We start from the raw sequence: 25,203 nt of genomic DNA, 5'->3' as shown, positions 1-25,203 counted from the left end.
CCGGCCGCCCGGCCCCCGTCAGTGCAGCGGCCTGCGGGCCAGCAGGACGGCCACGTCGTCCTGGGGCGCGTCCGGCAGCAGCCCCAGCACCGCGTCGCAGACCTCCTCCAGCGTCCGCCCGACGCCCGCCAGGACCCCGGCGAGCCGCTGCATGCCCTGGTCGAGGTCCCGGTCGCGGGACTCGATGAGCCCGTCGGTGTAGAGCGCGAGCAGGCTGCCGGGGGCGAGGAGGACCTCCTCGGTGCGGAAGTCGTGCCCGCCCGTCCCCAGGGGGGTGCCGGCCGGACCGTCGAGGAAGGCGACGGCGCCGCCGGCCCCGACCACGGCCGGCGGCGGGTGGCCGGCCCGGGCGATCACGCACCGGCCGGTCGCCGGGTCGTGGACGGCGTACACGCAGGTGGCCATCTCGTCCTCGCCGAGGTCGCCGACGACCGCGTCGAGGGAGCGCAGCAGGCGGGCCGGGGAGACGTCGAGGCGGGCCAGGGTGCGCACGGCGGTGCGGAGCTGGCCCATGACCGCGGCCGCGTGGATGCCGTGGCCCATGACGTCCCCGATGACGAGCCCGGTGCGGCCGCCGGGCAGGGCGATGGCGTCGAACCAGTCCCCGCCGACGTCGTGGTCGCTGGCGGGCAGGTAGCGGCCGGTCAGTTCGAGCCCCGCGACCCCGGGCAGGGCGCTGTTGGTGAGGCTGCGCTGGAGGGTCAGGGCGGCGTCGCGCTGGCCGGTGTACATGCGGGCGTTGTCGATGTTGAGGGCGGCGCGGGCGACCAGCTCGTCGACGAGCAGGCAGTCCTGCTCGTCGAAGGGCTCGCGGCCGCGCAGCCGGGTGACGGCGACGGCGCCGAGTACCTTGCCGCGGGCGGTGAGCGGGATCATCCGGGCGGAGCCGATGCGGGTGGCGAGGTAGGTGCGCAGGGCTTCGGAGCGCGGGTCCTTGATGAGGGCGGGCACGTCGGACTGGAAGAGGTTCATGGGCCGCCCGTCCTTGATGACCTGCTCGTAGACCGAGCCCAGGGGGATCTGGAAGGTCTGGCCGGGGGCGAGCCGGGCGGTGGGGGCGGCGGGGTCGGGGAAGGCGGCGGCGAGGCGGCGCAGCAGGTTGTGCGTGGAGGCCCCGGCCTCGTCGGGTTCGAGGACGCTTTCCAGCAGCTGTACGTCGGCTGAGTCGGCGAGGGTGGGGACCAGGACCTGCACCACCTCCTCGGCGGTCTGGCGCAGGTCGAGGGTGGTGCCGATGCGGGTGCCGGCCTCGGCGAGCAGGGCGAGGCGGCGGCGGGCCCGGCCGGCCTCGACCAGGGCGCGCTGGCCCTCGGTGATGTCGATGAGGGAGGCGATCAGTCCGAGGCGGCGGCCGGAGCCGTCGATGAGGGGGGCGTAGGAGCAGGACCAGGTGCGGTCGTGCTCCGGGTCGGCGGGGGTGCGGCCGGTGCGGCGGACGTCGACCACGGCGGTGCCGCGGTCGAGCACCTGCTGCATGGTGGCCTCCAGCGCGGTGGCGTTGACCCCGGGGACGACCTCGGTGAGCCGTCTGCCGAGGTGGGCGGCGGCGGAGACGCCGTTCATCCGGGCCAGGGCGTCGTTGACGCGCAGGAAGCGCAGGTCGGGGCCGAGGGTGGCGAGGCCGATGGGCGACTGGGTGAACAGGCTCTGGAGGGCGGCCAGCGAATCGCGCATCTGCAGGACCGCGGAGGTCTCGACGGCGATGAGCATGGCCCCGGGCCGCCCGTCGGGGTCCACCGCGGGGACGATCCACATCTCCATGACCACGTCGTGCCCGTCGCTGTGGCGGACGGGCAGGGTGCCGACGACGGTCTCGCCCGCCTGGACCCTGCGGGTCAGCTGGTCGGCGAGCCCGCGGTTGCCGTCCGGGACGAGGAGGGGCGTGGCGGGGCGGCCGAGGAGGTCCTCGGGGCGGTACCCGAGGAGGTCCTGGGCGGCCAGGGACCACTCCACGATGCGCCCCTCGGCGTCCTCCCGCCACAGGGCGATCGGGAGCAGTTCGCGGAGGACGCCCGCGTAGCCGACAGCCGCCAGCGGCTGGTCCGGCACCTCACTCGCCGACTGGTAAGTGTCCAAGGCATCGACCTAACGCCGGTGGGCGCGTTTCCTACCGAAACACCCTATCCGAGGCATCGGCGCGGGGCCCTGCGGAATCCGATCCGGCAGGGCCGTGCGGTGCAGCGCCCGCACCCGCGTAGGTCAGCCGTGCGGGCGGGGCACTCGATCGGGTTGTGATCCCCGGGGCGGCCCGGAATCGGGCGGGCGGGCCGCCCCGGCCCTGGGATGATCCACCTCCGGGGCGGCCCCGGGCCCCCGCCGGGGCCCGCAGGAGCCCCGAGGGGGCCGCAGGAGCCCGCAGGGAGCCCACCCGAGGAAGACCGGGATGAAGAAGGCCGGGAAGAGGATGACGGACCCGATCAAGGCCGCCCGCGGCCGTACGCGCCTGGCGGCCCGCTGCCGCAGGATCACCGACGACCCGGCGTTCGCGGTGTTCGTCCTGGCCGTGATCCTCCTCAACGCCGCGCTGCTGGGCGTGGAGACGTACAGCGGCCTCGCCGCCGCCCACCGGGAGGCGTTAGGCGCGGCGGAGGCCTGCTGCCTGGCGGTGTTCTCACTGGAGATGCTGCTGCGCGTCGGCGCCCACGCGGACCGGCCGAAAGCATTCTTCCGCGACCCGTGGAACCTCTTCGACCTGGCCGTCGTCGTCTCGGCCTTCGTGCCCTTCGTCCGCGAGAACGCCACCGTGCTGCGGCTGCTGCGGCTGGCCCGGGTGCTGCGCGCGGCACGCTTCCTGCCGCAGCTGCGGATCCTGCTGGTGGCCGTGGGGCGCAGCCTGCCGGGTACGGCGAGCTTCCTGTTCGTGGGCGCGCTGGTGCTCTACCTGTACGCGATCGTGGGCTGGGTGTGCTTCGCGCAGACGGATCCGCAGCGGTTCGGCTCGGCGGGCCGGGCGATGCTGACGCTGTTCCTGCTGACGTTCCTGGACGGGTTCGGCGACAGCGTGCGGGCGGGGCTGGAGATTTCCCGGCTGAGCATCCTGTACTACGCCTCGTACGTGCTCTTCGCCTCGTTCGTGCTGATGAACGTGCTGATCGGGGTGGTGCTCAACTCCCTCGACGAGGCGCGCGAGCTGGAGGCCGAGGCGGCCCGGGAGCAGCGGGACGGGGAGCCGGGCGGCCCGGGTGCGCGGGGCCCGGCGGACCCGGAGCGGCTGCGCGAGCGGCTGGAGACGGCGCGGCGGGCCCTGGACGAGCTGGAGGAGGGGCTGCGGGAGCTGGAGCGGGACCCGGCCGCCCGCGCCGCCCGGGCAGGGGCCCCGGGGCCGCCGGGGCAGGCGGACGGCCGGTCCCTGGAGGCCTCGGGCCGCCGCTGAGCCCGGCCGGGGCGCGGACCCGCGGGCGCGCAGCGGCACCGGCCGGTCACGGAGGGTGGTCGGCGCGGGTGCGGGGGCTACGCTGGTGTGTGAGGGTGGGGCGGACGCCGCACCCTTCGACCGGATGAGGTTGGCCGCCATGACCACGTCGAGCCACGAGGTGTTCGGAGCCCCCTGCTGGGTCAGTCTCATGGCCCGCGACCTGCCCGCCGCCGAGCGGTTCTACGGGGAGGTCCTGGACTGGGAGTTCCGGCCGGCCTCCGACGGCGACAGCTTCCACGTGGCGCTCTCCGGGGGCGTCCCGGTGGCCGGGATCGGCACTCCGGCGGAGTTCGCGGTGCCGGTGGCCTGGACCCCGTACTTCGCCGTGGACGACGCGGACGTGACGGCGGCTCGGATCACGGAGCGCACCGGCACGCTGGCCGTCGGGCCGCTGTCCTTCGGGACCGGCCGGGCGGCGGTGGCCTCGGATCCGGACGGGGCGGTCTTCGGGATCTGGCAGGGGTACGTGATCCCGGACTGGCACGGGGACCGCACGACCTCCCCCGCCTGGCTCGAACTGCACACCCGCAACGCCTTCGACGCGGCGATGTTCTACGGCGAGGTCCTCGACTGGTCCTGCCGGCGCACGGGCTGCTGCGAGGCCTCGTACGAGGACGGGCACGTGGTGCTGCGCCGGGCGGGGCGCCCGGTGGCGCGGCTGCACGGGGCCACCGCGGACGCCCCGGAGCCCCCCGATCCGCGGATCAGGCCGCGGTGGCACGTGTTCTTCCGGGTGCCCGATCTGGAGGGGGCCGTGGGCCGGGCGGCCGGGCTGGGCGGCCTGGCCGTATCGCAGCGGGAGGGCGACGGCGTGCACACCTGGCAGACGGTCCGCGATCCGCAGGGCGCGTTCTTCACGCTGGCCGAGCCGGACCGCCCGACTGCGGCGGCCCGGCCCGGACGGGTTCAGGACAGCTTGCCGTCGTAGTCGGGGAGCTTGAAGGTGCGCTCGGCGTGGCCGCCGACGAGGTCGCTGGGGCGGTTGCCGATGTTGGCGATGATCGTGTAGCCGCGGGCCTCGATCTCGGCGCGCTTGGCGGTCTTGTAGGCGCTGACCTCCTCGAAGAGGTCGGGCAGGTCCCGGACGTAGAGCCCGTCGACGGGGTAGCCGACCGCCTTGAGGTTGTGCTGCGTCAGGGACTGGATGATGCCGGGGCGGGCGGTGACGAAGAAGATCGCGGCCCCGCGCTCATCGGCGTACCGGACCAGGTCGCGGACCTTGGCGATGGCCGGGGTCGGGAAGGTCCAGAAGTAGTGGAAGTCCGTCTCCAGCGAGGAGTTGTCGATGTCGAGGACGATCGCGGGCCGCTCCCCCGCGGGCGCGGCGTCCAGGCGGCGCTGGACGTAGGGCCGGGCCTCGTCGACGACGGCGGCCACGTCGCGCTTCCAGGCCTCGTAGTCGATGCCCAGGATGGCGGCGTTCCCGCCGGGGGCGGAGGCGGCGGCCACGGCGGTGCGGGCGGCTGCCGGGGCGGCGGGGGCCGCGGCCTCGGCGGTCACGGCGGGGGCCAGGGTGAGGACGGCGGTGGTGGCCGCCAGGGCTGCGGCGGTACGGGAACGCAGGGTGCGGGTGGGGCGCATGGGGGGCTCCTCGGTCACGGTGTGACATGTACACCCCAAGATTCGGAGCGGCGCGCTCAAATGTCTACCGGTCGGTAGCGAACTTCTCGTGGCCGGGCGGTGAATCAACATCCTTTTGCGGAAAGCCGCCTGACGGATCACCGGATTCCGGCCCGGACGCCGCCGGCACGGAAAATCCGCCGCCGACGGGTGCCGCGCCCGCCGCCCGGTCCCTACCATCGAGGACCAGGCCGCTGCCGCACCGCCAACTGACGCTACAGCGGCCGGAGTTCGTATCCGATCAGCCGCGAGGAGCATCGTGAGTGCACACGGGGACGTAGACGTCGGCCACACCGTGGCCGGCTGGACCGGCACGGTCGTCGGCGTGACCGGGTCCGCAGGGGCCGGGGCCGCCCTGTGCGCGGGCTGGTGGCCCGGGGTCTGGCTGGGCCTGGCCGTCACCGCCCTGGCCGCCGCGGCGACCTGGGTCCTGCACCTGGCCGGCTGGGGCAAACCGAGCGGGGTCCGCCCGGCCCGCGACTGGGACTGGCGCCTGCGCGACACCGCGGCCCGCGGCGGCCACCCGGACTGCCTGGGCTGCCGGACGGCGGGCCGCGGCCGCTCCACCCCGACCCGGACCCGCAACCCGGCGGCGGCCCCCGACACCACCTGAGGGCGGGGGGTCACGGCTCCCCGAGGAACGTGCTCCTGCCGAGGTACGCGCTCCTGTACTCCGTCACCATCACCCGCGGGCGGCCGGCCGCACGGGGCACGGGGACCGTGCGGCTGGTGGTGTACAGGCCCGATCGCATCAGGCGCCCCTGCACCTCCTTGGTCCGGTCGCGCTCGTCGCCCCCGACCGCCCGCACCACGGACTCCGGGATCCACTGGCCCGTCACGTTGCGGAAGAGCTCGTACACGCGGTCCTCCGCCGTGGCGCGGTCGAGGATCGTCGAGCGGACACCCGGGGAGAGCTGCAGGAGCAGGTTCGGGGGCAGGGGGGCGTTGCGGTACAGCCACTGCAGGTGTTCGCCGGCCACCGGTGCCAGGGTGCGCTTGCCGTCCCGGTGGCTGTCGGGGTTGAGGAGCAGGTCGGGACGGACCCGCAGCAGACCCGCCGACCAGGTGCCGACACGGTCGTCCGCATGGACCAGGAGGCAGATCCTCCCCATCGTCGCCGGCGGGAACGTCCACCCGAAGTGCCTCATGGTGAAGCGGAGTTCGAACTCGATGCCGTCCAGCCTGAAGTCCAGCACCAGCCCCGGCAGCAGCTCGAACTCCCTGCCGTACGCCCGCTCGAACCGCTGGGCGATGCCGGCGTGCTCCACATCGTGCAGACCCTCGGGGTCCCAGCGGCCGGCCAGCGGGGAGAGGACCCCGTCGAGGCACTGCCGGAGCAGGTGGCCCGCGCACGCTCCGTCGGGGTCCTTCGACAGCAGCAGGGAGCGCAGCCGTTCCAGGTCCCCGTCCAGCGGTACGGCCGGCATGGCCGGAGCCGCGGTGATACGCGGGGCGCGTCGAGGGACCGGGGGCGGACCGGCCGACAGGACGCCCGGCGGCTCCTGCCCGCTCCCGGACTCCGGTCCCTGCATCCAGGCCCCGATCTCCCTGCCGCCGGCGGAGACCCAGTGGTGCTGCCGGAAGCGCCCGGTCACGGCTTCGGCCTCGCGGGGCTCGGCGAGCAGGTCGTAGGCCCCCCAAGTCAGGGCCGTCGTGCTGCTCCGCCCCCTGAGCTCCGACAGGCGTCGCAGTGCGGCCGAGTCGGCCACGTGGTAAGCATCCTGTACCGCAGCCGATTCCAGGGCCTCTGCGGGCGACGCATCGGCCCTGACCTTCAGCAGCACTGTGCGGACCTCCAGGGGCCGGTGGCCCGACTGCAGGTTGAACGCGTCCAGTTCCTCGGGCAACAGGTCGAGCAGAGCGGCGACCAGGGAGGCCTCCAGCCCCGCCTCCTCGATCACGACGGCCTGGCCCCGGGCGGTACGGTGCGTCTCGGCGCGCTCGGGCTGGATACCGCTGGACGCGAGGACCTTCCAGCAGATCTCGGCCAGCGCGGCCCGGACCGAGGACTGGAGGGCCGGGTGCCACGCGGTGAACCCCTCCACCACCAGCAGGACGACGGTGTACTGCGCGGCCTTGTACCGGTCCGGCGCGGGCTCCAGCAGGCTGCGCAGCCTGCCCGCCACCCCGGCCTGCGAGGGTCCCAGCAGGGCGAGGCCCTCCCGCCAGGCGGCCCGGGCCCCGCCGTGTTCGCCCTCCAGCCGCAGGATCTGGCCCAGGAGCAGCGCCGCCCGGGCCCCGGCCCGGCGCTCCCCCCGGTGCCGCAGCAGGCCTGCCGCCGACTCCGCGGCGCCCCGCGCCTGTGCGAGGCGGCCCAGGGAGAGCAGGGTGTGGGCGCTCCTGACGTACGCGTCGGCCTCCAGCTCGAACAGGCCGAGGCTCGCCTGCAGTTCGGCGGTCCTCATCTGGACCTCCAGGGCGGCATCGTTCCTGCCGAGCACGACGTGCGCGTCCTCCTGGGCCCTGAGGGCGTCGAACACGTCGGAGGTTGCGCCCAGTTCGAGGAAGTCCGCCTCCGCCTCCCGGGCGACGGCCAGCGCCTCGCCGGCCTCCAGCAGGGCGAGCCGGGTGCGGGCCAGGGCCAGCCGGGCCGAGGCGAGGCCGTACCGGTCGGTGTCCCCGTACTCGCCGACCGCCCGTGCGAGGTACGCCGAAGCCCGCCCGTACTGCCCCGTCGCGTGCGCCGCCCGGCCCCTCAGGTGCGCCCAGTAGCCCATCGGCGCCAGCTTCGGATCGGCCTCGCCCAGTGCCTTCTCCGCCTCCCTGGGCAGCCCTTCGTCGAGGTGCGCACGGGCGCGGGCGAGCAGGGCCAGCGTACGGCTCGTCAGGTCCCCGATCCGGGCCGCATCCGTGAGCACGGCTCGGACGGCCGCCAGGACCAGGCCCGCGCGCCCGCGGGCCCCGACGCTCTCCGCGGTCAGCAGCAGCAGGGCGGCCCGCCGCAAGATGAGCGGGTCGGGGGTCGAGGTCCCCACCAGGGCCAGGACGTCCTGGAGTTGCTCGCCGGGGGGCAGGCGGTCCGGCTCCGCGGCGCTGCGCCGCAGGACCTGGGATCCGAAGCCCAGCTGTGCGGGCAGTTGCGTGCCGGGATGCAGCGGCAGGTGCCTCTCGACGGCGTTGGCCGCGAACAGGTCGAGGAGGCGGTCGAGCGCGGCGTCGACCTCCGGCTTCGGCAGGCGGTCCGGCGCGTGCCCGCGCAGGAACATGCGCAGGCGGGGGTGGATCCGCAGGTGCTCGCGGGTCGCACCCTCCAGCCACCCCTGGGCGGTCAGCAGGTCGAGGATCTGCACGGCCGTGCCCAGGCCCGTCGCGCCCAGTGCGGAGGCCACTGCGGGCGACAGCGATTCCGAGGGGGACAGCGCCAGGTGGTGCAGATGCCGCCGCAGCGTCGAACCCAGTGCTGCGAACCGGGTCCGGAGGAATCCGTGGAACTCAGACCAACCGGAGTCCTGCGCCGACAGCGCCTCCAGCTGCCGGACGATCTCGGCCGGCGCGGGGGCGTCGTCCGCCCCCAGCCACGTGCCCAGCAGCCGCAGCTCCACCGGTCCGGCTCCGCAGGCCGCGACGAGCTCCCGCGCCTGCTCCGGGTCGGAGGCGACCGCCTCCCGCCCCCCGCAGTCGGCGAGGAGCCGCAGCCCGTCGTCCGGGGCCAGGCGGCGCAGCGACAGGACGCGCAGACCCGGCCGGCCCGGTGGTGGCTGGCCCCTCCCGGTGACGAGGAGGACGGCACCGGGGACGTGCCGCCGTACGGCGGCCAGCTCCTCCCCGTCCGCCACGTCCTCCACCACCAGCAGGGTGCTCCGCCCTTCGAAGAGCCCGCGGAAGACGGCGAGCTCCGCGAGCGTCCGCGCCTCGTACGCCGGTGGGGCGTCGGGGTCCCAGAAGCCCGGGAGTACGGACGCGAACAGCCGCTCCGGCACCCGGCGCGGCAGCCCGACGACCAGGTCCCGCAGCCGGATGTGGAACACCCCGCCCGGGAAGCGGCCCCGGAGGCTGTCCGCCACGTAGCGGGCAAGGGTGCCGCGCCCCGAGCCGGGGGAGCCGTGGATGTACACGGTGTCCGCGAGCCCTTCGGTGAGCCAGCCGAACAGGATCCGGGCCTCGGCGCTGCGGAACGGGATCCCGTCGACTCCGGGTGCGGATCCGGGCCCGGATCCGTCGGCAGGCGTGGGCGCCGGCTCCTGCGGCGAGGCCACGGAGCGCTGCGCGGGGCCGGCCGGCGGGGCGGCCTGCGGCTCCGCATCCCGCTGTGGTTCCCCGCCCCCCTCCCCCGGCACCCCCAGCAGCGCCAGCGCCCTGCGCGAGGCCTCTGCGAAGGCGCGGGGGACGGCCGGGAACTCCGTGGGGGCGGTCGGGTCGGCGGCTACCGCCGCGACGCCGGGAGTGGTGGACGCGGTGCGGCCCGACTCCGTGGGGCGGGACAGCGCGCGGCTGATGTGCCAGACCTCGTGGGCGGCGAGTTCCGCGTTGAGGACGCCGGCGGCGTCCTCGGGGAGGGCGAGTTCGACGGCGCCGTCGTCGCCGGGGGCGGCCGTGCCGGGGCCGGTGGTGGTGACCTCGAAGAGGCCGCTGGTCAGGACCTCCGCGAGGTCCGCCGCCGTGGCCTGCGGGAGGAGTTCCTGCCGGATGACGTGCAGCATCCTCAGGCTGAGCCGGGGGGCGAGGGCGGAGGCCAGGACGGCGAGGCGGGCGGCGCGCGGGGCGGCGGTGCGCAGGAAGCGGCGGGCCCGGACGTCCCCGGGGAGCAGGGCGGGGCGCGGGCGGGCCTGGTCGGCGTACCGGCCGTGCGGCGGTACGAGGACGGCGGGGCAGCCGGCCGGGTCGCTGCGCATCACGGCGCGCGACCAGCGGCCCAGGGAGTGCGGGGAGAGGGTGAGGACGGGTACGGGCAGTCCTTCGGGGCGGCGGGCGCCGCCGAGCGGGGCGGGGCCCGGGAGGGGTACGGGGGTGCTGCGGGCGCCGGGGGCGGGGGCGGTGTAGCGGACGGCGGGCAGGTCGAGTCCGGTGCGGCGCCAGAGTTTGGCGGGCAGGGGGTTGAGGAGGGCGGTGGGGGCGGCGGCGGCCCAGCGGCGCAGGAGCTTCCAGACGGCGGGCTGCCGCCAGGCCGCGTCGGTGCAGTCGGAGACGACGAGGACGAGGGTGCGGCCGTCGGCGGACGGCAGCCGGCCGGGGCAGTCGGGGGCGCCGTCGGCGGTGAAGGCGAGTTCGCGGAGCTGGAAGGTGCGGAAGGCGCCGAGGCCTTTGAGGAGGTGGGCGAACTCGGCGAGGGTGGTGTGCCAGACCGCCATGGTGGGGGTGCGGTCCACGATGAGGACGAGGTCGAACCACCGTTCGGGGGCGGCGGCGAACAGCGGGGTGAGCTCGCCGGTGTGGGCGTAGGCCTCGACGGTGCGGTCCACGTCGAGTTCCTGCCGGCGGCCCAGGGGCCAGCGGCGCTTCCACGGACGCAGGGCGCGGGTGAGCTCCAGGGCGCGGGGCAGGCCGGGCGCTCCGGGGGTGGTCAGGGCGTGGCCGCGGACGAGGTCGGTGCCGGCGAGGCGTTCGTGCAGCGTGGTGCCCGCGGGCCGGGCGGGTTCGGGCGGGGTGGCGGGTCCGGGTGCGGCGGGCGGTTCGGGCCCGGGTACGGGCGGCTGCCCGCCGGGGCCGGGCGGCGGGCCGGGCGGGTCGGCGGCCGGGACCGGGGGCTCCGGTTCCGCGCCGGGGTCTGCGGGGTCGGGCTGGGGCCCGGCCGCGGCCGCGAGGGAGGCGGCCAGCCACAGCGCTTCGGCCAGGGCGGTGCCGTCCAGCTCGGGCCGGGCCTCCCGGAGGGCGGCGAGGACGCCGGCGAGGGCGTCCTCAGGCACGGGACAGCTCGCGCAGGACGAGGTCCTTGAGGTCGGCGGCGTCCTCGCCGCGGGGGGCGCCGTCGCCGGTGAGGAGGTGGACGGCGGTGAGGAGCTGGTCGATGGCGAGGGCCTGGCCGGCGGTGAGGCGCTGGAAGAACTCGCCGATCAGGGCCCCGGCTTCGGCGGTCCCGGCCCGGTCGGCGCCGAGGTGGGCGGTGACGATCTCCTTGAGGGTGGCGGGGTCGGGTACGGGCATGGTGAAGCGGACGCAGCGGCGCAGGAAGGCGGCGGGGAAGTCCCGTTCGCCGTTGCTGGTGAGGATGATGAAGGGGAACTGGCCGCACCGGACCCGGCCGCGGCGGACCGGGTGCCGGGCGTCGCCGCCCCATTCGCGGACGTCGACGGTGTCGGTGGCGTAGCGGGCGAGCTCGGGGATCTCGAACTCGCCGCGCTCCAGCACGTCGAGGAGGTCGCTGGGCAGGTCGAGGTCGCTCTTGTCGATCTCGTCGATGAGGAGGGCGCGGGGCAGCTTCCCCGAGCCGCCGAGGAGGGCGGTGCCGAGGGGGCCGAGCTGGAGGAAGGGGGCGATGTCGTCGCGTACGTCGTCGGGGGTCGCGGAGTGGCCGGACAGCCGCTGGGCGTGGATGCGGCCGAGGGCGTCGTAGCGGTAGAGGGCGTCCTTGAGGGTGCTGCGGGAGGTGATGTGCCAGTGCAGGGGGTCGCCGAGTTTCAGTTCGGCGGCGACCTGGCCGATCACGGAGGACTTGCCGGAGCCCGCGGGTCCGGTGATCAGCAGCGGCCGGCGCAGGGCGAGGGCCGCGTTGACGGCGGCCACGAGGCCCTGCGGGGGCCGGAACTTGTCCGTGAGGTCGGGCCGGGGGAAGTCCCGCCACGGCGGCGGCGGGCCCAGCTTCACATCGCGCGGGGTGCCGTCCCCGACGTAGACAGCCTGCCAGCTCATGCGGTTGGTTCCCTTTCGGTCGGGTACTGCCGGTCCGGTGCGTGCGGTGCGTGTCCGTCCGGTGTGCCGCGTACGTCGCGTACGCCGTGCACGTCCTGCGGTACGGGGGGCTCGTACTCCTCGTACAGGTCGCAGAAGTCCAGCCACTCGGGGTCGTGCCAGATGGCGCGCAGTCCCGCGAGGTGTCCGGTGCCCTCCGGGGTGGGCGGCGCGCCCTGCCAGTCCTCGCGGTAGGCCTCGCTGAAGCCGGCGGGCAGCCGGTGCCAGTGGGTCTCCAGGCAGGTGCGGACCTCGGCGGCGAGCCGGCCGTCCTGCGCCGGCCACAGGACGGCGGGGAGGTAGCGCAGCAGGCTCACGAGGAGGTCGCGGAGCCGGGCGGGCCGGTGGTCCAGGGCCACGGCGCGGGCGAACTGGCCTTTGACCAGGCGCTCTTCCAGCTCGTGGAGCTGTTGGAGGTCGGGTTCGGTGAGCCAGTCCACGGGGGCGCTGCCGTTTGCCTCGGCCATCTTCTCCAGGCATCTGCGGGCCTGGTCGCCCATCCACCAGTGGGTGTCGGGGGGTTGTATGAGCTCGCTCCAGCGCAGGACCACGTCGTGGTCGACGCCGAGCCGGGCGCCGACGACGGTCTCCTCGGGGCGCCAGTCGAGCAGCAGGTGGACGGGGGCGGCGATCTCGATCCGGCGGAGCCGCACGCCGAGGCCCCGGGCCCGGCGGGCGGCCTTCTTGAGGGCTCCGGCGAGCTGCCGCTCCACCCCGGCGCGGTCGGGCCGGCACTCCAGCAGCCAGTGGTCGAGGACTTCGGCGCCGTCGAGGAGCCAGGCGTCGAGGGTCTCGGGCCAGTCCTCGCCGACGGCTGCGTGCAGGCTGACGACCAGGCGCAGCCGCCGGTCGGCGCTCTGCCGGTCGAGGCGGCGGAAGGCGTCGGTGAGGGCGATGCCGGCGTCGAGGCCGGCGGCCCAGGAGGCGAGTTCGGGTGCGCCGGGCGGTACGCCGGTGCTGCGGGCGAGTGAGGCGACGAACTCCGCGACGGGGCCGGCCGGTTTGAGGGCGGTTCCGGCGGCGCGCAGGAGCAGGAACTCCACTGCGTCATTGAGGAGTTCGTCTCCGTCGCTCTTGATGCAGTCTTCTCCGGGGGCGGCGGTGGCGGGTGCGGCGGCGGCCAGGGCGGAGCGCAGCTGGGCGGTGCCGAGGGGGCCGCCGGGCCAGGAGCGCAGGAGTTCCGCGGTGCGCAGGGCGCCGCGCAGTCCGTGGAGCACCCGGCGGGCCCAGTCGGCGGCTGGGGGGTCGAGCTGCGGCAAGCGGTCCTGGAGGGCGTCCAGTTCGGCTTCGGCGGAGGGGGTCCCGGTGCGTGGGGTGCCGAACAGGGTGCGCAGGGAGTCGAGTTCGGTCGCGCCGACGGTTCCGAAGGGGCTGCCGGCGGCGCCGGGTCCGCAGTGCCGGGGGTTGCGGGCGAGCCACAGCGGCCCCCCGCCGTTGAAGGCGAGGTGGGCGGGCTGCTGGTGGCGGAGGTCCGGGTCCCGGCCGGCCTCCTCCTGGACGGCGGCGGGCAGGAGGTGCTCCCCCGCGCCCGGGATGCCGTACTCCAGGACCCTGGTGATGCTGCGGGTGTAGCCGAGGCCGTACGCCGCGTCGAGGGTGCCGCAGGCCATCATGAGGTCGAGCCGGATGCGGCCCTCGCGGATGCCTGCGGTCAGGGAGCTCAGCGGCGGGAGGGCTCCGGCGGCGTGGCAGGTGTCGACGAGGGCGATGACCCCGCCGAGGTCGGTGGTGTCCAGGGCCTGGTTGAGGAGGGAGCCGACGTCGACGCAGGTGGTGGGCTCGTCGGCGCGCGAGGTGCCGGTCATGAAGTAGAGCGTGGTGCCGGAGGCGATGCCGTGTCCGATGAGGGCGAGGACGAGGACGGCGCGGGCCTCGGCGGCCCGGCGGGCGGCCTCGCGTACGGCGTTCTCGACGGCGGCCTGGTCGAGTCCGCTGCCCCGCAGCAGGGTGGCCGCCAGGGGGCCGCCGCCCGTGCAGCCGCCCGCCCGGGGCCGGGCGAGGACCTGGTGCAGCTTCTCGGCGGTGTCCTCCAGGCCGTCGAGCAGGCCGAGGTCGGGGCACTGCGGGGCGACCACGAGGAGGTGGCGTGGTGCGTTCATGCGTGCGCGGCGGCGTCCAGTGCTTCGATGACGGGCCCCGCCACGGCGGGCTGGGCGAGGTACTTCTCGGCGGGGTGCACCCAGGCGCCGTCGGAGTCCACGCGCCGGGTCTCGGGGCGCACGCCCGCCGCATTGGGTCCGACGGCCCCCTCCAGGACGGGGCGCGCGGCGACCACGTCGTCGCGGTCCCAGAAGTTGAGCCACCGGGCGACCCCGGGGGGCGCCGCCGGGGGCTGGGGCCGCAGCCGCGGCAGGACGGCCGTACGGGTGCCGAGCGGGGAGCCGAGGGTGACGAACAGCGGGACGGGGCCGGGGTGTTCGTGCAGGGCCTCGGCGGCGACGACCGTGCCGAGGGAGTGGGCGACGACGACGGTGGGCCCGTCGGGGTCGAGGCAGTCGGCGATGCGGCGGCGGATCCGGGCGTCGAGGGGGACCCCCGCCGCGTCGGATTCCGCGCGGTTGAGGTAGCGGGCGACCTGGCCGAGCTGGGTGCGGGTGACCCGGGCGCTGGCCCAGCCGCCGAACCGGCGCAGGCCGGGCAGGGCCAGGAGGGAGGTGAGGCCGTTGACGGCGTGCCGGCCGGCGCCGCCGGGGCCCTGGGCCCCGTCGCGGGGCGGTTCCAGGGCGGCCTGGGCCTGCCAGAGGGCGCGCAACTCGTCCGGTTCGAGGCCCCGTTCGTCCGCGTCGGCGAGCCGCTCGGCCACGGCCTCCCGCAGGAGCGCGACGACGATCTCCTCTTCCGGGTCCCGGGCTCCGGCGGCTCCCCCGCCCTGGGCGCCGGGGGTGGCGAACAGGTCGCCGTAGGAGGCGAACCGGGCATCGGCGCCGCCTCCTTCGAGGAGTCCGGCCGCCCGGCGGGAGTGTCCCGCGGTGCGGGCGCCGTCGGCGAGGGCCTGCACCCACGCGTCCCGTACGGCCTCGGCGTCCCTCGGCGCACCGATCCCGTGCACGAACACCAGACGCGGCTTCATCCGTCCCCCTGCGGTCCCCTGCTGCCCTGCCCGGCCCCCAGCGTAGGCGAAGTTCCGCGGGCGGCGGACCCGTTCAGCTGGCGCGGTCCCGGAAGAGGTCGCGCAGGAGGGCGATCTCGGCCCCGTGGTGCAGGAGTTCCTGGTTCACCCACCACACCGTCTCGACGAACGGGTCCTCGGGGTCGCTGCCGTGCGGGTACGAGCTGTATCCGACGGTGTCCAGGGCCGCGTCGTCGGCGCCGAGCAGGGCCCTGCGCCAGGCGCCCGCCGCGGTCTCCAGGTGCCGGACGGCGGTGGCGGCGTCGGGGGCGCAGACGTGGTCGTCGCGGGTGAGGCTGCGGCTGCCGGCGGTGTGGTCGGCGCGCAGTTCGAGGAGTTCGGTCAGGTGGGACAGCCGCCACGCGAGGGTGGTGAAGGGCGGGGGCACGGGGTGCGGCGGCGGCGTGGCGTCGCGGCCCCAGGGGCCGGCGCCGGTCAGGACGGTGGCGCGCGGGCCGGGGCCGCGGGTGCGGGGGCGCACGGACCAGCAGCCGGGTACGGGCTCCCAGAGGTACTCCTCGTCGGTGAGCGGCCCGACGGGTACGTCCGTACCGTTCCCGCTGTCCGCGACGGGCCCCGCGAGCCGGTCGGCGAGGCGCCCGTACGCGAAGTCGAACTGGTCGAGCAGGGGGGTCAGTCGGGGCGGTGTGGTCACCGGGAGTACTCCTGGGGGGGCGGGGGCCGGGCGGCGCCACCCTGCCACGGAGGGACGGGTGGGGGCACGCCGTTTTCCGCGGGCGGCGGGCGGCGGGCGGCGGGCGGCGGGGCGAGGGAGTCGGGTGGCCGGGCCACCCGGTGGCCGGGCGGCACGGGCCCGTTTCAGAGGGGCTCGGCGTCCAGGAAGGCGGACGGGTCCCCGAGGGCGGGGCCGTCGGCGGAGTCCTGCCCGGGCAGGGCCAGTTCGGCCCAGATGACCTTGCCCTCGGGGGTGTAGCGGGTGCCCCAGTGCTCGCTGAGCTGGGCCACGAGGAAGAGCCCGCGGCCGCCCTCGTCGGTGCCGGCGGCGTACCGCAGGTGCGGGGCGGTGCTGCTGCCGTCCCAGACCTCGCAGGTGAGGGCGCTGTCGTGGAGGAGGCGGACGCGGACGGGGGCGCCGCCGTGCCGGATGGCGTTGGTGATGAGCTCGCTGAGGACGAGTTCGGTGGCGAAGGCCAGGTCGGACAGGCCCCAGGCGTCGAGCTGCCGGGCGGCGAGGCTGCGGATCCCGGCGACCTCGCTGGGGTGGAAGGGCACCTCCCACTGGACGACCCGGTCGGGTCCCAGGGTGCGGGTGCGGGCGATCAGCAGGGCCACGTCGTCGGTGGGCCGGGCGGGCAGCAGCCGGTCGAGCACGGCCCGGCGGCTCTCCTGCGGGTCGCTGCCGGGGTGGCTGAGGGCCTCGCGCAGGAGCTCCAGGCCCTCGCTGATGTCGCGGGTGCGCTCCTCGACCAGCCCGTCGGTGTAGAGGACGAGCCGGCTGCCCTCGGCCAGGTGCAGTTCGGCCTTCTCGAAGGGCATTCCACCGAGGCCGAGCGGGGGCCCGGCGGGCAGTTCCACGATCTCGGTGGTGCCGTCGGGGGCGGCGACCAGGGGCGGCAGGTGGCCGGCGCGGGCCATGGTGCACAGCTGGGAGACCGGGTCGTACACGGCGTACAGGCAGGTGGCGCCGAGGACCCCGCCGTCCCCGTCCCCGCCGGCGAGGTGGGCGGCGTCGGGGCCGTCCCCGTAGCGGTCGTGGTCGATGCGCTGCACCAGGTCGTCGAGGCGGGCGAGGATCTCGTCGGGGGGCAGGTCGAGGGAGGCGAAGTTGTGCACGGCGGTGCGCAGCCGGCCCATGGTGGCGGCGGCGTGCAGTCCGTGGCCGACGACGTCGCCGACGACCAGGGCGACGCGGCTGCCGGGCAGCGGGATGACGTCGAACCAGTCGCCGCCCACCCCGGACTGGGCGGGCAGGTAGAAGTGCGCCACGTCCACGGCGCTCTGCGCGGGCAGGGCCCGGGGCAGCAGGCTGCGCTGGAGGGTGACGGCGAGGGCGTGCTCGCGGGTGTAGCGGCGGGCGTTGTCCATGCTGACGGCGGCGCGGGCGACGAGTTCCACGGCGAGGGAGACGTCATCCTCGTCGAAGGGCTCGGGCTTCTCGGAGCGCCAGAAGTTGACCACGCCGAGGACGGTTCCGCGGGCGGTCAGCGGGGCCGCGATGAGCGAGTGGATGCCGTACGCGACGATGGCCGCGGCCCGGGGCGGGTCCTGGGCGTGCCAGCCGGGGGCCGCTGCGAGGGCGGGTACGAGTTCGGCCTCGCCGGAGCCGTAACCGCGGGCCTGGGGGGTGGAGGGCAGGAACCCGATCAGGCGGCCGCGCGGGTAGAGGGGGTGGTCGGGCCGGATCCCGCTGACGGCGGTGCGGCGCATGTCGGAATCGGGGCGGGGCTCGTCCCCGTCGAGCACGGCGTCGGCGAGGTCGACGGTGCAGAAGTCCGCGAACCGCGGGACGGCGACGGCGGCGAGCTCCTCGGCGGTGCGGGTGACGTCGAGGGAGGTGCCGATGTCGCCCCCGGCGTCGTAGAGCAGTTTGAGGCGGCGGCGGGCGGTCTCGGCGCGGGTGGTGAGCACCTGCATCTCGGTGGAGTCGCGGATGGTGACGGCGCTGCCCTCGGGGCGGCCGCGGGGGTGGGTGGGCCGCTGGTTGACGACGAGCAGCCGGTCCCCGGTCTCCAGCACCTCGTCGGTGGCGGTCCGGCCGGACAGCAGGAGCTCCGTCATCCGGCGGTCCAGTCCGGGGACCTCGTCCACGGGGCGGCCCTCAGCGTCCTCGGGCAGGCTCAGGAGCCGTTTCGCCTCGTCGTTGGCGAGGAGCAGGCGGCCGTCGGCGTCGGTGATGAGGACCCCTTCGCGGACGGCGTGGAGCACCGCGTCGTGGTGCTCGTACATCCGGGTCATCTCCTGGGTGCCCAGCCCGTGGGTCTGGCGGCGCAGCCTGCGGCTGATCAGGGCGGTGCCGGCGGTGGCGAGGGCCAGGCCGGTGGCGATGGCGAGGAGGATGACGGGGAGCTGGCGGTCGACGGCCCCGGCGACGTTGGCGACGGTGAGGCCCGCGGAGACCAGGCCGACCACGGTGCCGTCGGGGTCGGTGACGGGGACGACGGCCTGGATCTCCTTGCCCAGGGGGCCCTGCACGCTCTCGGTGTGGACCCTCCCGGCGAGGGAGGGCCCGATCGTGCCGACGAACCGCTGTCCGATCAGTTCGGGGCGGGGGTGGGTGTAGCGGGTCCCGGAGGTGTCCATGACCACGATGAAGTCCACCCCCGCGGCCTTGCGGGTGGTCTCGGCGAGCGGCTGGAGCACGGCCGCCGGATCGGGCGACCGCAGGACTGCCCGCAGTCCGAGCTGGTGTGCGAAGGTCTCGGCCACGGAGACCGAGCGGTTGCGGGCCTCGCGGTCCACGTCGTGACGGGACTGGAGGAGCAGGGCCAGCAGCGCCCCGGCGGAGAGCAGGACCACGATCGCCACCTGGAGGACGAATACCTGTCCGGCGACGCTCCTGAAGCGGCTGCTTAGCAGTGACCGCACCGACGTGCCCGGCACGGGTGGCTTGAACTGGTCACCCACCCAGTTGTAGCACCTCCGGGGTCCCGGAGCGCCCTGCCCCGGCCGGTGCGGCGCGGCCCGGGGGCGGGCGCTACCGGGGCCGGTGGCGGGGGTACGCGCGCGCCAGGGCGGGGTTGCGCACGCTCAGGGGGTGTCAGCGGGCCGCGGACGCCCCCGGCGGGCGCGGGTGTCAGCGGGCCGCGGCGGGAGCGGCGGCCCCCGGCCCGGCGGAGGCGGACGGGGCGGCTGCTGCCTGGGCGGCGGACGGGGCCCCGGAGGGGGAGCCCGAGGGGGCGGCCGAGGGGGAAGCGGACTCGGCGGGCTTGCAGACCACCTCGTCGCGCGGGGTGTAGTGGGTCTTGTACTCCTCGCGCTTGACCTCGCTGCCGTCCTTCACGAAGACCCGGCCCACGGTGACGTCGAAGCCCTCCAGCGGGGTCTGGGCCTCGCAGGTGGGGCCGGTGACGGTCTTCTTGACCGGCTCGGTGAGGTTCGTGCGCGGGCCCTTGGTCGCGCGGATCTCGTCGTACTTCTTCGTGCCGAGGAAGGTGATGGTGAGCGAGGTGTCGGTGGAGGAGGCCTTGATGTAGATGGCGTTGCCGGAGTCGTTCTGCCAGCGCAGGTCGAGGGTGCCCCAGGCGACGGTGGCCTCGCGGCCCTCGGGGTAGCGCTCGATGTAGAAGGAGTGGGCGCCGTGCTCTACGGGCTTGACCCCGGCGAAGAAGGCGGCGTTGTAGACGCCGGTGGCCACGGCCGAGACCCCGCCGCCGGGCGATTTCACGTACCGGCCGCCGTTGATCATGATCCCGTCGACGAAGCCGTTCTCCTCGGTGCGCTCGCCGACGGTCTTGTTGAAGCTCCACTCCTCGCCGGGGCGGACCACGGAGCCGTTGATCAGTTCGACGGCGCGGCCGATGTTGGTGCTGCGGTACGGGGCGGCGGGGAAGTCCACGGTGAAGGAGGACAGCTTCTCCACGATGCCCAGGCGGCGGGCCTCGGCGCTGCTGAGCTCCGGTTCGGCGGCCACGGTGGCGACCGTGCCGGTGCGGCCGTCGCCGGTACGGGTCAGCAAGGGCATCACCGCCTTGCCGAGGGCCTCGTCGGTGACCCGGTGGGCGGCGCCCGCGGTGTCGTCGAAGACGGCCTTGCCGTCGGCGGCGACGCGGACCACGGGTGCGGCGCCCTCGACCTGGGCGGCGGCCGCGACCGGGCGGGCCACCGCGGGCTCGGCCAGCAGGCCGGCGGAGTCGAGCGCGGGCACGAGGCGGCCCTTGCCGTCGGCCTTCATGGACAGGTGCTCGCCGAGGACGGCCGGGGATATGGATATCCGCTTCCCGGCGACGTTGACCGCGACCGGGGCGGACATGGCCGGGCGGCCGAACTCGCGCAGCGCGCGGTCGGTCTCCGCGGCCCCGATCCGGGGCGCGGTCCGCTCGACGGGGAGCACCACGGTGGTACGGGTGCCGGTGCCGGTCCCCCTCCCGGCGCCGGCCTTGGCGCCGGTGGCGGCCTTGCTGCCGGTGGCGGCGGGCGCCCCCGGCATCCCCGCAGCCCCCGTTCCCCCCTCGGGAGCGAGGTAGGAGGCGCGCAGGGTCCCGATGGCCTCGGCGGGCTTCAGGGCGATGCCGGTGAGGGGAGCGGTGGCCTTCGCGGTGCCGTCCTCGAAGGCGATCCGGCCGTCGCGGACCTGCTGGCGGCTGCTGCGGGCGAGCCGGTCCACGGCGTTGCGGGCAGCGCCCTCGTCCATCCGCACCACGGGCTCGACCGCGCCGCCGGAGGCGAAGAGGCGGCCGACGACGGCGGTGGGCGCGTAGCCGGTACGGGCGGCCCGGTCCACGGTGGCGGCGGTGTCCAGGGACAACCCGAGCTCGGCGGGGGCGGCCTGGTGCGTACGGTCGCCGATGCGCAGGGCGAGCGGGGCGGCCGCGGCGGGGCCGAGCTCCCGGTCCAGGGTGCGGCGGGCGTCCGCGACGCTCATGCCGCCGATGTCGACCCCGCGGACGGTGGTCCCGCGCTCGACGTCCCCGCCGACGGCCAGCCCGACGGCGTACAGCCCGCCGAACCCGAGGACGAGGGCTCCACCCGCGAGGGGCAGCGCGATCCGCCAGTCACTCGTCCAGCTGTTGCGGGCCCGTCGGCGTCCCATGTCTCTCCCTACGGAGCCGGCCGGCCCGGATCCGGACAGCGACCGACGCGGGCCTCGACGGCCCCTCGATGACGTTTGCAAGGACCAATGATTTCCCGAAAACGTCCGCTTTTGGGGCGAATGTAAGAGTTCTCACGACGGGGGGCGGGAGGGTTTGCGGGCGAGATCCCTGAGAAAGGTGCTGGTGGGGCGGGTGCAAGGGTCGACGTGCGGGGGGGGGCGGGCGAGGCGGGCGGCCTGCCGCGGGTACCCAGGCCGCCCTGGCCCCGGCGGCAGTGGCGGTGGCGGCGGTGGCGGCTCCGGTGAGGTGACGGAATCGGCTGGGCGGGCTCCGACGCCTGAGCGTCGCACGTTCTGACAGGGCCGGCAGCAGCGGAATGCAGGCCGCAAGCCGCAAGCCGCAGGCCGGTCGGGAGGCCGGGGGCGGTCGGGGGTCGTAGCGTGGCGGTGTGCGCCCGATGTCTGTGCGCGCGGCCGTGGCCGCCGCCTTGTGCGCTGCCGCGCTGTCCTGCGCCGTGCAGGTCGAGCGCCCGCGCGCCCCGCAGGGCCCGCCGCCGGGTCCGCCGCCCGCCCTGTCGGCGCGGGTGGGCGCCGTGCCCGCGGACAAGCTCGGTACGACGTACCGGCCCGGCTGTCCCGTGCCGCCCGCCCGGCTGCGGCTGGTCCGGATGAACCACTGGGGGTTCGACGGGCGCGTCCACCCCGGCGAGATGATCGTGCACGAGGACGCCGTGCGGCCGCTCCTCCACGTGTTCGGGCGCGCCTTCGAGGCCCGGTTCCCGATCCGGCGGATGCAGGTCACCGCCGTGTACGGGGGCGACGACGCGCGTGCCATGGCCGCGGACAACACCTCGGCGTTCAACTGCCGGCGCGTCACCGGCGACCCCCGGCAGCTGTCCCGGCACGCCTGGGGGGACGCGGTCGACGTGAACCCGGTCGAGAACCCGTACGTCGACGTGAACGGCACCGTCCATCCCCCGAACGGCCGAACCCACCTCGACCGCTCCCGCGCCCACCCCGGCCTCATCCGCGCCGGAGACGCCCTGACCACGGCCTTCCGCGAGGTCGGCTGGTACTGGGGCGGGCGCTGGGCCAACCCGGACTACCAGCACTTCTCGGCGACCGGGGATTAGGGGTTAGGGGGTTAGGGGGCGATGGGAGGGGGGTGCGGAGGCGCCCGTACCGGTTGCCGGGAAGGCGTTCGGTACGGGCGCGGGGGTGGGGACGGGGTCAGGTGCCCAGGATGCGGGCCTTCTCCGCGGTGAACTCCTCGTCGGTCAGGACCCCGCTCGCCCGGAGGTCGGCCAGGGCCTGGAGCTGGGAGATGCGGTCCGCGGCGGAGCCCGCCGGGGCCGCGGGTGCTGCCGCGGGCGGCGGCGGGGGCGGCGGGGCCTGCCGGGCGGCGGCCTCGGCGGCCGCCTGGTCGGCGTACGCCTGCTGCTGCGCCCACTCCGCCTGCTCGCGCTCAGCCTGGCGGCGGGCCTGGGACTGCTGCACGCGGCCGGAGACCGCGGTGGCGGTGCCGGCCACGACGGCGGTGCGGGCCATCGCGCCCAGCAGGCCGGGACGGCCGAATCTACGGGGTCCGAGCACGGCTACGCCTCCTCGCCGGGAGCGGGCGTGCGGCCCGTGCCCGTCTCGGTCTCCAGGTCGGCCACGGCGGCGGCGACCAGTTCGCGCGGCACGCGTTCGAGCATCATCACGCGCGCCCCGTTGTCCTCCAGGGCCTGCGCGAGCCGGGCCGCCCAGGTGTTCTCCCAGGCCACCACGGCCACGCTCGTACCGGGTTCCATGCCCTCGGCCACCAGCCGCACGTCCTCGTCGCTGAGCAGGTCGACCGGCGATTCGGCGACCTCGCCGAAGGCGGCCGCGAGCCGCGGGTCCGTGACCTCCAGCGCGTCCACCGAGCCGTCCGCGCCCTTGCTGAGGAAGGTCAGGTCGAGGACCCGCACGACGCCCCTGCCCTGGAGTTCGCGCAGGGCGGGGGCGATCCGCCCGTCGAACTCGTTCCCGTCGAAGGCGATGGCCGCCACGTCCACCGGCCCGAGGGCCTCGGCCCTCAGCCCGCGCCCGCCGGACCCGTCCCTACCGGGCCCGTCCGCGCCGGGCCCCTCCGTCGTCAACCCGTCCGCCATCAGCCGCACCTCCATGCGCTCCGCAGGGTCGCTGCCATCCTCGGGGGACCGGCGCGGACCCGCCACCGGAGGACCGGCGGGCGCGGATGCGGGGTGAGCGGTCGGCCCGTCGGCCTGCCGGGCGCCCGCGTACCGGCGCAGCCGCAGCGCCGGGACCAACCAGCAGAGGGCGAACCACAGCTCGAGCACCGCGTCCAGCGCCGCCGCCACGGGGGCGCTCAGCACGGCCCGCAGCACGACCGGCAGCGCGAGCGCGATCATGCCGAGCAGGAGCAGGAGTCCGACGGCGGTGAAGCGGGCGGCCCAGGCCACCGTCTCGGGTTTGACCCCGAGGCCCGTGACGAGGCGGTGGATGCACACGGGGCCGTGAGGGCGCCGGTGGCGGCGGCGCCGAGCAGGATGCACGTGACGTACATCTGGCGGTCCGGGGGGCCGATCCCGGCGAGGACCGGGGTGAAGGCCGCCGCGAGCAGGAACGCCAGCAGCAGCTGTACGGCGGTCAGGGTGACCCGGACCTCGTGCAGGAGCTCACCCCAGAGGCGGTCGGCCCGCTCGTCGCAGGTCTCCCGGCGGTCGCCGGGCCCCGGCAGGCGCATCCGGGAGAGCCGGAGCGGCCGGGGGACGGGAGGCGGAAGGGGGTCCGCCGGGCGGGAGGGGGCGCGGTGGGTGCATCCGTATCCGCGGGCGCGGCGGGTGCACCCGTGCTCGCTGGTCCGGCGGGTGCACCCGTGTCCGGGGGCTCTGCGGGTGTACCCGTGTCCGGGGGCTCGACAGTTGCACGCCTGACCCGGGCCTGCCCACCGCGCTGCCGCTCCTCCGCCGGGTCCTGTCCGTACATGCCGCGCATCCCGTACGGGCCGTACCTGCCGTACATGCCGCCTCCGGAGGTCGTGGGCCCCGCCCGGAACCCGTCCGCCCCCGCCGGTCCCCCGCCCGTCCCCCGCTGTTCCGGGGCGTCTGCCCGGCCGTACCGTCCCGAACCAGCCGTACGGGCCCGCGGCCCGGCCGGGGCCCGCTGCCGGGGCCTGCCGGTCCAGCAGCGGACGCCGTACGGCGGGCGGTGCGGGGTCAGACCACCAGCGGCGCGCCCGGGGCGAGGGCCGCGGCGATGCGCCGGGCGACCTCCTGGGCCGCGTTCCCGTCCGGCGTGTCCGCCGTCTGGGTCGCCGAGACCGCGATGGCCAGGCCCTTCCCGGGCAGGTACGCCTGGATCGCGGCGTACCCGGAGAAGGAGGGGTTCTGGACGACCCAGCCGCGGGTGACGATGACGCCGAGGCCGAAGTGCCAGTCCTCGGTCTGCTTGAGGCAGATGCTCGCGGGGCAGGTCGGGGACTCGCCGCCGAGGCCGACGGTGCCCGGGTTCAGGAGGGTGCGGTACGCGCGCTCGGAGAGGAGTTCGCCGCTGCCGATCGCCTGCGCGGACCGGGCCATGTCACAGATGTTGCTGGTGATCACGGCGCCGGGGGCGGTGGTCCAGGACGGGTTCCAGAAGGTCGACTCCTCGTAGAAGCCGCGGTCCGAGGAGAAGGCGTGGAGCACCGGGGAGGGGATCTCGGGGGTGAAGGAGTTGCGGGTGTTGCGCAGGCCCAGGGGGCCGGTGACGCGCTGCTGCACGAGCCGGTCGATCCGCTCGCCCGTGATCTCCTCCAGGGCGGCCGCGAGGAGCACGTAGTTGGCGTGGGAGTAGCTCCAGCTGGTGCCCGGCTCGTACCAGAAGTCGTGGCTGAAGGGGTAGGCGAGGAGCTGCTCGGGGGTCCAGGCGCGGAACGGGTGGGCGACCAGCTCCTTCAGGAACTCCGGGTCCGTGACGTAGTCGTGCAGGCCGCTGGTGTTGGTCGCGAGCATCCGCAGGGTGATGCGGTCGGCCCGGGGCAGGCCGGGGAGCCAGCGCTCGACGGTGTCGTCGAGCCGTACCTTCCGCTCCTGGACCAGCTGGAGCAGGGCCGTGCCGATGTGGGCGAAGGCGACCGAGCCGGCGCGGAAGTGCATGTCCGGGCGGGCCGGAACGCCGGTCATCGACTCGCCGAGGGCGTCCGTGACCACCTCGCGGCCGTCGACCGTGACCTTCAGGAGCACGGCCTTCAGATGGAGGTCCTGCTGCGCGGAGCGGGCGATGCCGAGGATGCGGCGGGCGCGGGCGTCGCGGGGGTTCTCCGTGCGTACGCAGGCCGCGTCGTCCCGGCCCCCGCCGTCCCCGGCCGCGGCGGCGGGGCCGACCGCCGCCGGGGCGGTGAGGGCGGCGAGCAGGGCGGCGCAGAGGAGGGCGGTGCGGGTGCGGGCGCCGCGGGTGCGGGACCAGAGGGTGCGGGTGCCGGTCCGTGCGGTGGTGCCGGGGGTACGGGCGGCCCGGGGGGTTCTCGTCATGCGGGCACCCTCCCGCGGGGATCCG

Annotated in this window: 16 protein-coding genes and 1 pseudogene; 4 read left to right on the top strand and 13 right to left on the bottom strand. The window is 75.8% G+C overall.

Annotation, left to right across the window (positions count from 1 at the left end):
* Positions 1-18: 18 nt before the first annotated feature.
* Positions 19-2,076, bottom strand: coding sequence for a SpoIIE family protein phosphatase (locus tag ACZ7JZ_RS08680; RefSeq protein ID WP_470934866.1), 2,058 nt, complete (start codon positions 2,074-2,076; stop codon positions 19-21).
* A 307-nt stretch (positions 2,077-2,383) separates the two neighbouring features.
* Between ACZ7JZ_RS08680 and ACZ7JZ_RS08675 the strand changes: the two genes are divergently transcribed.
* The gene (locus ACZ7JZ_RS08675; protein WP_470934863.1) at positions 2,384-3,373 is read left to right on the top strand and encodes an ion transporter; all 990 of its coding nucleotides are present in this window, start codon (positions 2,384-2,386) and stop codon (positions 3,371-3,373) included.
* A 139-nt stretch (positions 3,374-3,512) separates the two neighbouring features.
* Complete coding sequence (locus ACZ7JZ_RS08670; RefSeq protein ID WP_470934860.1) at positions 3,513-4,343, top strand: VOC family protein; 831 nt, start codon at positions 3,513-3,515, stop codon at positions 4,341-4,343.
* Here the strand turns inward: ACZ7JZ_RS08670 and ACZ7JZ_RS08665 are convergent.
* Positions 4,322-4,996, bottom strand: a complete 675-nt coding sequence (locus ACZ7JZ_RS08665; protein ID WP_470934857.1) for an HAD family acid phosphatase — start codon at positions 4,994-4,996, stop codon at positions 4,322-4,324. The two genes, ACZ7JZ_RS08670 and ACZ7JZ_RS08665, sit on opposite strands and share 22 nt — an antisense overlap.
* A 298-nt stretch (positions 4,997-5,294) precedes the next feature.
* Here ACZ7JZ_RS08665 and ACZ7JZ_RS08660 point away from each other — a divergent pair, with 298 nt between their 5' ends.
* Positions 5,295-5,648 (top strand): HGxxPAAW family protein, encoded by a 354-nt coding sequence (locus ACZ7JZ_RS08660; RefSeq protein ID WP_470934854.1) that lies wholly within the window; start codon positions 5,295-5,297, stop codon positions 5,646-5,648.
* Between the two features lie 10 nt (positions 5,649-5,658).
* Here ACZ7JZ_RS08660 and ACZ7JZ_RS08655 read toward each other — a convergent pair whose 3' ends face one another.
* The 7 genes from ACZ7JZ_RS08655 to ACZ7JZ_RS08625 form a co-directional block, all read right to left on the bottom strand.
* Positions 5,659-10,878 carry a NaeI family type II restriction endonuclease gene (locus ACZ7JZ_RS08655; RefSeq protein ID WP_470934851.1) on the bottom strand — a complete coding sequence of 1,740 codons (5,220 nt, stop codon included), beginning with the start codon at positions 10,876-10,878 and terminating at the stop codon, positions 5,659-5,661.
* Positions 10,871-11,821: a MoxR family ATPase gene (locus ACZ7JZ_RS08650; protein ID WP_470934848.1), complete on the bottom strand. Its 951-nt coding sequence runs from the start codon at positions 11,819-11,821 to the stop codon at positions 10,871-10,873. Before ACZ7JZ_RS08650 ends, ACZ7JZ_RS08655 begins: the two co-directional genes overlap by 8 nt.
* Positions 11,818-13,959, bottom strand: a complete 2,142-nt coding sequence (locus tag ACZ7JZ_RS08645; protein ID WP_470934845.1) for a vWA-MoxR associated conflict system protein — start codon at positions 13,957-13,959, stop codon at positions 11,818-11,820. Before ACZ7JZ_RS08645 ends, ACZ7JZ_RS08650 begins: the two co-directional genes overlap by 4 nt.
* A complete protein-coding gene (locus ACZ7JZ_RS08640) occupies positions 13,956-14,930 on the bottom strand; it encodes an alpha/beta hydrolase (protein ID WP_470934842.1) in 975 nt (324 codons plus the stop codon). Before ACZ7JZ_RS08640 ends, ACZ7JZ_RS08645 begins: the two co-directional genes overlap by 4 nt.
* 73 nt (positions 14,931-15,003) lie before the next feature.
* Positions 15,004-15,624 carry a DinB family protein gene (locus ACZ7JZ_RS08635; protein WP_470934839.1) on the bottom strand — a complete coding sequence of 207 codons (621 nt, stop codon included), beginning with the start codon at positions 15,622-15,624 and terminating at the stop codon, positions 15,004-15,006.
* Between the two features lie 164 nt (positions 15,625-15,788).
* On the bottom strand, positions 15,789-18,515 hold the full coding sequence (locus tag ACZ7JZ_RS08630; protein WP_470935247.1) for a SpoIIE family protein phosphatase: 2,727 nt from the start codon (positions 18,513-18,515) through the stop codon (positions 15,789-15,791).
* Positions 18,516-18,723: 208 nt separating this feature from the next.
* Positions 18,724-20,679 (bottom strand): VanW family protein, encoded by a 1,956-nt coding sequence (locus tag ACZ7JZ_RS08625; protein ID WP_470934836.1) that lies wholly within the window; start codon positions 20,677-20,679, stop codon positions 18,724-18,726.
* Between the two features lie 458 nt (positions 20,680-21,137).
* Between ACZ7JZ_RS08625 and ACZ7JZ_RS08620 the strand changes: the two genes are divergently transcribed.
* The gene (locus ACZ7JZ_RS08620; protein WP_470935244.1) at positions 21,138-21,812 is read left to right on the top strand and encodes a M15 family metallopeptidase; all 675 of its coding nucleotides are present in this window, start codon (positions 21,138-21,140) and stop codon (positions 21,810-21,812) included.
* Between the two features lie 97 nt (positions 21,813-21,909).
* Here ACZ7JZ_RS08620 and ACZ7JZ_RS08615 read toward each other — a convergent pair whose 3' ends face one another.
* From ACZ7JZ_RS08615 to ACZ7JZ_RS08600, 4 genes and pseudogenes are all read right to left on the bottom strand, one after another.
* On the bottom strand, positions 21,910-22,227 hold the full coding sequence (locus ACZ7JZ_RS08615; RefSeq protein WP_470935241.1) for an SHOCT domain-containing protein: 318 nt from the start codon (positions 22,225-22,227) through the stop codon (positions 21,910-21,912).
* A 47-nt stretch (positions 22,228-22,274) separates the two neighbouring features.
* Positions 22,275-22,814, bottom strand: coding sequence for a DUF6325 family protein (locus ACZ7JZ_RS08610; RefSeq protein WP_470935238.1), 540 nt, complete (start codon positions 22,812-22,814; stop codon positions 22,275-22,277).
* A 213-nt stretch (positions 22,815-23,027) separates the two neighbouring features.
* Positions 23,028-23,410, bottom strand: a pseudogene (locus ACZ7JZ_RS08605) (DUF6328 family protein); the annotation flags it as partial.
* 472 nt (positions 23,411-23,882) lie between these two features.
* Positions 23,883-25,178, bottom strand: a complete 1,296-nt coding sequence (locus ACZ7JZ_RS08600; protein WP_470934833.1) for a serine hydrolase domain-containing protein — start codon at positions 25,176-25,178, stop codon at positions 23,883-23,885.
* Positions 25,179-25,203 lie beyond the last annotated feature (25 nt).

The sequence above is a fragment of the Streptomyces sp. NPDC038213 genome, assembly GCF_055600495.1.
Note: the sequence above shows the minus strand (reverse complement) of the source record. Positions and strands in the feature narration are given on the sequence as shown.